Consider the following 5413-nt stretch of genomic DNA (forward strand, 5'->3'; position numbering starts at 1 on the left):
AGAAGAAGAGACAAAAGCTCTGCTGTCAAGCGGGTGAGGAAACCCCACCCGCCTACGCGGTGGGGTAGTTCATTGCTGTCCTAGGGCCGGTCGATCCGCAGATAGGGGGCTACGCTGCCGCCAGCATTTTGCAGGTGGTGGCGGAAAAACCCATTGCCGAGATCGACGACCAGACGCTGATCCTGGCAGATCTGGCCCGCAAAGCGATGCAACAGGTACAGAACTTTGTGCGGGAGCTGCTCAAGGACGAGGTGCCCAAGCGCAAAATTGCTCCCGAACGTGTTGAGCCCCTCATCGAGGCTCTGACCAGCGGGCGGGTAACCCACGACTACCCGATTACGGCTGAAGAAGCGCAGGAGCTGGGCCTGCCCATCTCCACCGAGTTGCCGCCCCAGATCTACGCCCTGATGGATCTCTACCCACAAGCCAGCATAGGCCGTCCTTCCGTGCAGTACATTCCCACCCCCTACGATTCCCGCCCCTCTCCACCCGGCAGCCGGTCTCGCTAGGGCGAACTCTGGGCGTAGGTGTCCATGGCTTCTCGACGCAACCCTTCCGCCCGTCGAAACAGCTCTTGCCCAGTGTGCAGGTGGCGATCGTCGAAGTTTAGCGGGAAATAGCTCAGCTCCTCCAGGGCATCTTCCAAGTGGTTGAGGGCATAGTAGAGGCGAGAAGCCACCCCCCCTAGGCTGCTGGGATTGGGAAGGCGGCGAAAGATCTGCTGAGCTTGGGTCAGTTTCTGCGTACACTCCTCCAGATACAGGCCAAAGGCCTCCAGCAAATCGGGATCGAAAGGATCTGCCGCCAAGGCATTTAACTGCGGCCTGAGGGAAGACAGTAAAGGCCCCAAAACTCGGTTCAGAGGAGTGTAGACCTGCCGAATCCAGGCTTCGCGGGCAATAGCCTCCTGGCTGACCGTCTCTGATGGGGAGCCAGTGGGCTGGGGGCGGGGCGGGGCGTAATTGGAGCGCAGTTGCCGATCGTACTCGCGGCGGGCTTGCGGATCCTTAAGCACCGCATAGGCAGCGTTGATCTGGCGAATACGCTCAGCGGCAGCCCGATCTTTTTTGGCCAGGAGGCTGTCGGGGTGGTGGTACTTGACCAGACGGCGATAGGCAGACTTGATCTCCGCTGCCGTCGCCAGCACCGAAACCCCCAACACTTCGTAGTGGGAAACTGCTTCAGACCCGCTCCCCATCATTTTGTTCTCAGAACAAACGCTCATATTGTACCTGGAGCCTACAATAATGGTGAGTTTTCCGGTGCTGCCCCATGCCGTCCTCCTCCCATCCCCTCAACGCCCTCGTGGGGGCTGCCTTTGCTGCCAGTTTGGGCTATGGGTTCCTACAATTGCTGCTCTCGATGCTGGCCAAGCTGCCGCCAATCGACCTGGAAAGCGGATCCCTGGCGCGGGGGATCAGCATTCTGGTGCGCTACCTGCTGGTGGGATCCGTTTCCCTGATCACCTTCATGTTTGTCATGGTGGGCCTGGGGCTGGCAGCCTACTCGCTGCAATTGCTGGGAGAACGGCTGACCTCTTCTCGGCACCGATCCTAGCCGCAGTCGAGGGAGTTGGTTAGCCAGGACGCTGACGGAGGCGCTGGCTGACCAAGGTGCGCCCCTCTTGGGTGTAGAGCTGCCAGTAGTTCCAGTAGTTGCCAAAGACAGACTTGACATAGCCACGGGTTTCGGCAAAGGGGATCCGCTCCACAAATTCATCGGGATCCTCAAAGCCGAAGCGGCCTAGCCATCTGGCGACATTGCCAGGCCCGCCATTGTAGCTGGCCAGGGCCAGCAGGGTGTTGTCTTGATAGGTGCGGTGGGTGTAGTCAAAGTACCAGCATCCCAGGCGCAGGTTGTCGGCAGGGTTGGTGAGGCTGTACTGGGCTAGACTAACTTTTTGGGCAATCCAGCGGCCGGTGGCAGGCATCACCTGCATCAAGCCCAGCGCTCCCGAGGCCGAGACAATCTCCGGCTCAAAACGGGATTCCTGGCGGATCAAGGCTGCCACCATCAGGGAATTCAGGTTAAACTGCCGCGACCAGTAGGCCAGCCCAGGCCGGGCATAGGGATCTCCCTCCCACGTGTTCTCCGGGTCGGCGTAGTAGTGCAGCGGGTAGACAGCCTGCCAGAAATCCTGGCGCTGCCTCAAGCTCGGCAGCAGCGGGTCAGGCTCGGCGCTGAAGCGCAAAGCAGCCACCTGGTTGATCCCCTGGAGGTGCTCGCCAGCGTTGTTGCGCAAAATGCCGCTGGCAAAGCGCTCGGCCACGCTCATCTGGCGCGGATCCCGTTGCCGCAGGGCCGTTTCCCCCTGCCAGCGCTCCCAGGCCAGTTGGCTGGCGCCGATGAGATGCAAAGTTTGCGTGGCCTCAGAGACCCCTGGCAACGGTTGGCGCACCGGCTGAAAGTCCACCTCAACCCTTTGGCGCCCGCTGGAGAAATCTCCTACTGGCCAGCCCAGTTGCGCCGCTGCCCGCCAGGCGTGGTAGGTGTGGGGAAACTGCCGCAGCACCTGCTGATAGGTTTGCCGTGCCGCCGCCCTATCCCCCAGGCGTTCCCGCCATTTGCCTGCCCAGTAGAGCAGTTGCGCCCCCATTTCCGTATCCTGCTGGGCCAAGCCAATCTGCTGGGCCAGAGCAATGGCTTGGCTGAGATTGCCCGCTTGCGCCTGGCGCCAAGCCACCGTCCAGGCGGCGTTGGCCGCTGCTTCGCTGGCCGGGAAACGCTCCCAAAGGGTCTGCCGCACCGCCTGGGCCGACTGCGGGCTGTCGTTGCGTTCATAAAGCTGGCTGAGGCTGAGCAGGGCCTCTGGGGCCTCTGGATTCGAGCCGGATCCCACCTGTCGGAGCAACTGAAGGGCTGTCGGCAGGTCGCTCAGCTCGGCCAGGCGACGCTGGGTGAGGGAGGCCTCGGCAGCCTCGGGAAATTGCGCCAGCAGCGCTTGGTAGGCGGCCCTGGCCTGGGGAAACTCCCGCGAGATTTGGTGGCTGCGGCCCTGGCGGTAGAGGTTTTGGGGGGTGGCAGGGGCGTGTTTGTAGGCGCGGGCGGCTTTGCCGTACTCCCGCTGCTCCCAGTAGGCATCGGCCAGGATCTGCCAGTCGGAGGCTGTGAGGGATCCCTCCTGGGCTTGGCGCCAGCGATCCAAGAGGGGCGTTAACCCAGGGGTTTGCGGGTGATGTTGGGCCAGATCCCGCAGTAGGTCGTAGCGGTCGGGATGCTGCTGCAGCAAGTGCTGGAGGGCGCGAGCAGTCAAGGGGTGAGTGGGAAATTGCCGTCGCAGTTGCTCCACCTGGCCCATTCCCCACAGGGCATAGGCGGCTACAGGACTGTGGGGATACTCCCGCAAGATCTTGGGCCACCAGATTTGGCGGGCAGTTTCTCGATCCCCCAGCTTTTCATAGGCCTGGGCCCTGAGCTTCCAAATTTCATCAGTGAGAACTGGCAGCTTCTCTTCCAAGCCTTGTAAGGACTCCAAGGCCGCTTGGGCTTGGCCGCCCTGGAGGGCTTTGTAGGCGCGCAAAAAGGCAGCGCCAGAAGTCGAGCTTGGGGATGCCGGCGGCACCGCCGCCATCTCAACGGGTTCTGCCCAGGAAGAAGTGTAAAAGCCCCAGAGGGCACCGCCCAGGACTCCGCCTGCTGCTAAGGCCGCGGCCACCCATTGCCTCCAGAGGTTGCTGGTTAGGCTCCCCATGCCCCCCTCCCCCAGCTCCTTGACTACGATACCCAACGGGGAGGCGCCGAGCCAGGGCAGGGAGGACTCCAGTTGGCGATGGGAACTGGCTCGAGGGGCTCTGGCAGGGGAAACCCCAGGATCTGGGCGTAGAAGTAAAGCTCTGCCTCCAGCGCCCGCTTGAGGTTGGCCGCCTGGCGGAAGCCGTGCTGCTCTCCCTCAAAGGGCACGTAGGCCACCGGGATCCCTTTGGCCTTCAGGGCAACTACCATCTTCTCTGCTTGGTTGGGAGGAACGATGGCGTCCTCTAGGCCTTGAAAGAAAATGATCGGGCAGTTGAGACCCTCTAGGTGGTGGAGGGGAGAGCGCTCTCGGTAGAGATCCTGCCGTTGGGGGTAGGGGCCAATTAAGCTCTCCAAGTAGTGGGACTCAAACTTGTGAGTTTCCCGGGCCAGCGCTTCTAGGTCACTGATGCCGTAGTAGCTGGCGCCGGCGCGGAAAACCCTGTGAAACGTCAAAGCTGCCAGGGTCGTGTAGCCGCCGGCACTGCTGCCGCGAATGAGCAATCGCTCGCCGTCAACCCGGCCCTGTTGGGCCAAGAATCGGGCTCCAGCAATGCAATCTTCCACGTCCACAAGGCCCCATTGGCCCTTGAGGGCCTCCCGGTAGGCCCGTCCATAGCCGCTGCTGCCGCGGTAGTTGACATCCAAAACGGCAATCCCGCGGCTGGTCCAGTACTGGATCCCCAGGTCGAGCACGGCTGCTGTTGCTCCCGTGGGCCCGCCGTGACTTTTCACCAGCAGGGGCGGCTTTTCGCCGGCAGGGGCCACGAAGTCGCGGTTCTTGGGAGGATAGAAGAAGCCGTAGGCCACTGTCCCGCCAGAAGTGGGAAAGGTGATGGGCTCAGGGATCGACAAGTACCCAGGATCCACCGCCGCGCTGCTAGAGCGGGCCACCACCTCCAATTGGCCAGAAGGTAAGTCCAGACCGACCAAGGCCATGGCTTCGCTGGGGGATCCGGCCAGGAAGGCAGCTTTTTCGCCGCTAACTTGAAGGTTGTGGAGCTCGGTGTAGGGCAGGGGGAGCTCCTGCCGCCGTCCTGAACGCGGATCCAAAAGCGCCAGGTGGCAGAGCCCCTCTTGCCGATAGATGGCCAGGATTTGCCCATCCCCACAAAAGCCGTAGGTGCTCAGGCCAAACACCCACTGGGGCTCCCCAAACTCTGCTTCCATAGGACAGAGGGGAATCGGCCCTGAGGGATCCCAGCGGTAGAGGTTCCACCAGCCGCTGCGGTCGGAAACAAAGTAAAGCTCCCCCTGCGGCGACCACTGGGGTTGGAAAATGGACTCAGCCGGGCCGCCAACGAGTTTCTGGGGTTCTCCCAAGCTGCCGTCAGGAGCCACTTCCGCCCGCCACAGCTCCGTGCCGTCCCAAGGCATCTGGGGGTGATCCCAGGCCAGCCACACCAGGGTCTGACCGTCTGGGCTCAGTTGCGGGCTGGCGTAGAAATCGTGGCCCCTAGCCAAAACTTGCTGGGATCCGCTTTCTAGATCGATGGCCACCAGCGTATTTTCTGGCTCTCCTTGCTGGCTGTGATCCTCGCGCACGCAGAGGATGCGCCGGCGCCTCCTGTCCACCACCCCGTCGGCATAACGGTAGGGGCCGGGCTCGGTGAGGGGCTGGGGAGCCAACCCCGGCAGCAGGCGGTAGAGCCGTTGATCGGCAAAGTTGCAGAAATACACC

General features: G+C 62.4%; 5 protein-coding genes. 2 read left to right on the forward strand and 3 right to left on the reverse strand.

What is annotated here, in order from left to right; genetic code table 11:
- Positions 1-71 precede the first annotated feature (71 nt).
- Positions 72-509, forward strand: a complete 438-nt coding sequence (locus NW841_RS11580) for an SDH family Clp fold serine proteinase (RefSeq protein WP_414386505.1) — start codon at positions 72-74, stop codon at positions 507-509.
- Here the strand turns inward: NW841_RS11580 and NW841_RS11585 are convergent.
- On the reverse strand, positions 506-1225 hold the full coding sequence (locus NW841_RS11585) for a J domain-containing protein (RefSeq protein WP_414364957.1): 720 nt from the start codon (positions 1223-1225) through the stop codon (positions 506-508). The two genes, NW841_RS11580 and NW841_RS11585, sit on opposite strands and share 4 nt — an antisense overlap.
- 47 nt (positions 1226-1272) lie before the next feature.
- Here NW841_RS11585 and NW841_RS11590 point away from each other — a divergent pair, with 47 nt between their 5' ends.
- Positions 1273-1557: a DUF3082 domain-containing protein gene (locus NW841_RS11590; RefSeq protein WP_414372547.1), complete on the forward strand. Its 285-nt coding sequence runs from the start codon at positions 1273-1275 to the stop codon at positions 1555-1557.
- A gap of 19 nt (positions 1558-1576) precedes the next feature.
- On the opposite strand, the gene NW841_RS11595 is transcribed toward NW841_RS11590, so the two are convergent.
- Both NW841_RS11595 and NW841_RS11600 read right to left on the reverse strand, forming a co-directional pair.
- Positions 1577-3691 (reverse strand): transglycosylase SLT domain-containing protein, encoded by a 2115-nt coding sequence (locus NW841_RS11595; RefSeq protein WP_414386502.1) that lies wholly within the window; start codon positions 3689-3691, stop codon positions 1577-1579.
- 23 nt (positions 3692-3714) lie between these two features.
- A partial coding sequence (locus tag NW841_RS11600; protein ID WP_414386503.1) for a S9 family peptidase occupies positions 3715-5413 on the reverse strand: 1699 nt, incomplete at its 5' end.

Source organism: Synechococcus sp. H60.3, from assembly GCF_047462295.1.
Taxonomy (GTDB): domain Bacteria; phylum Cyanobacteriota; class Cyanobacteriia; order Thermostichales; family Thermostichaceae; genus Thermostichus.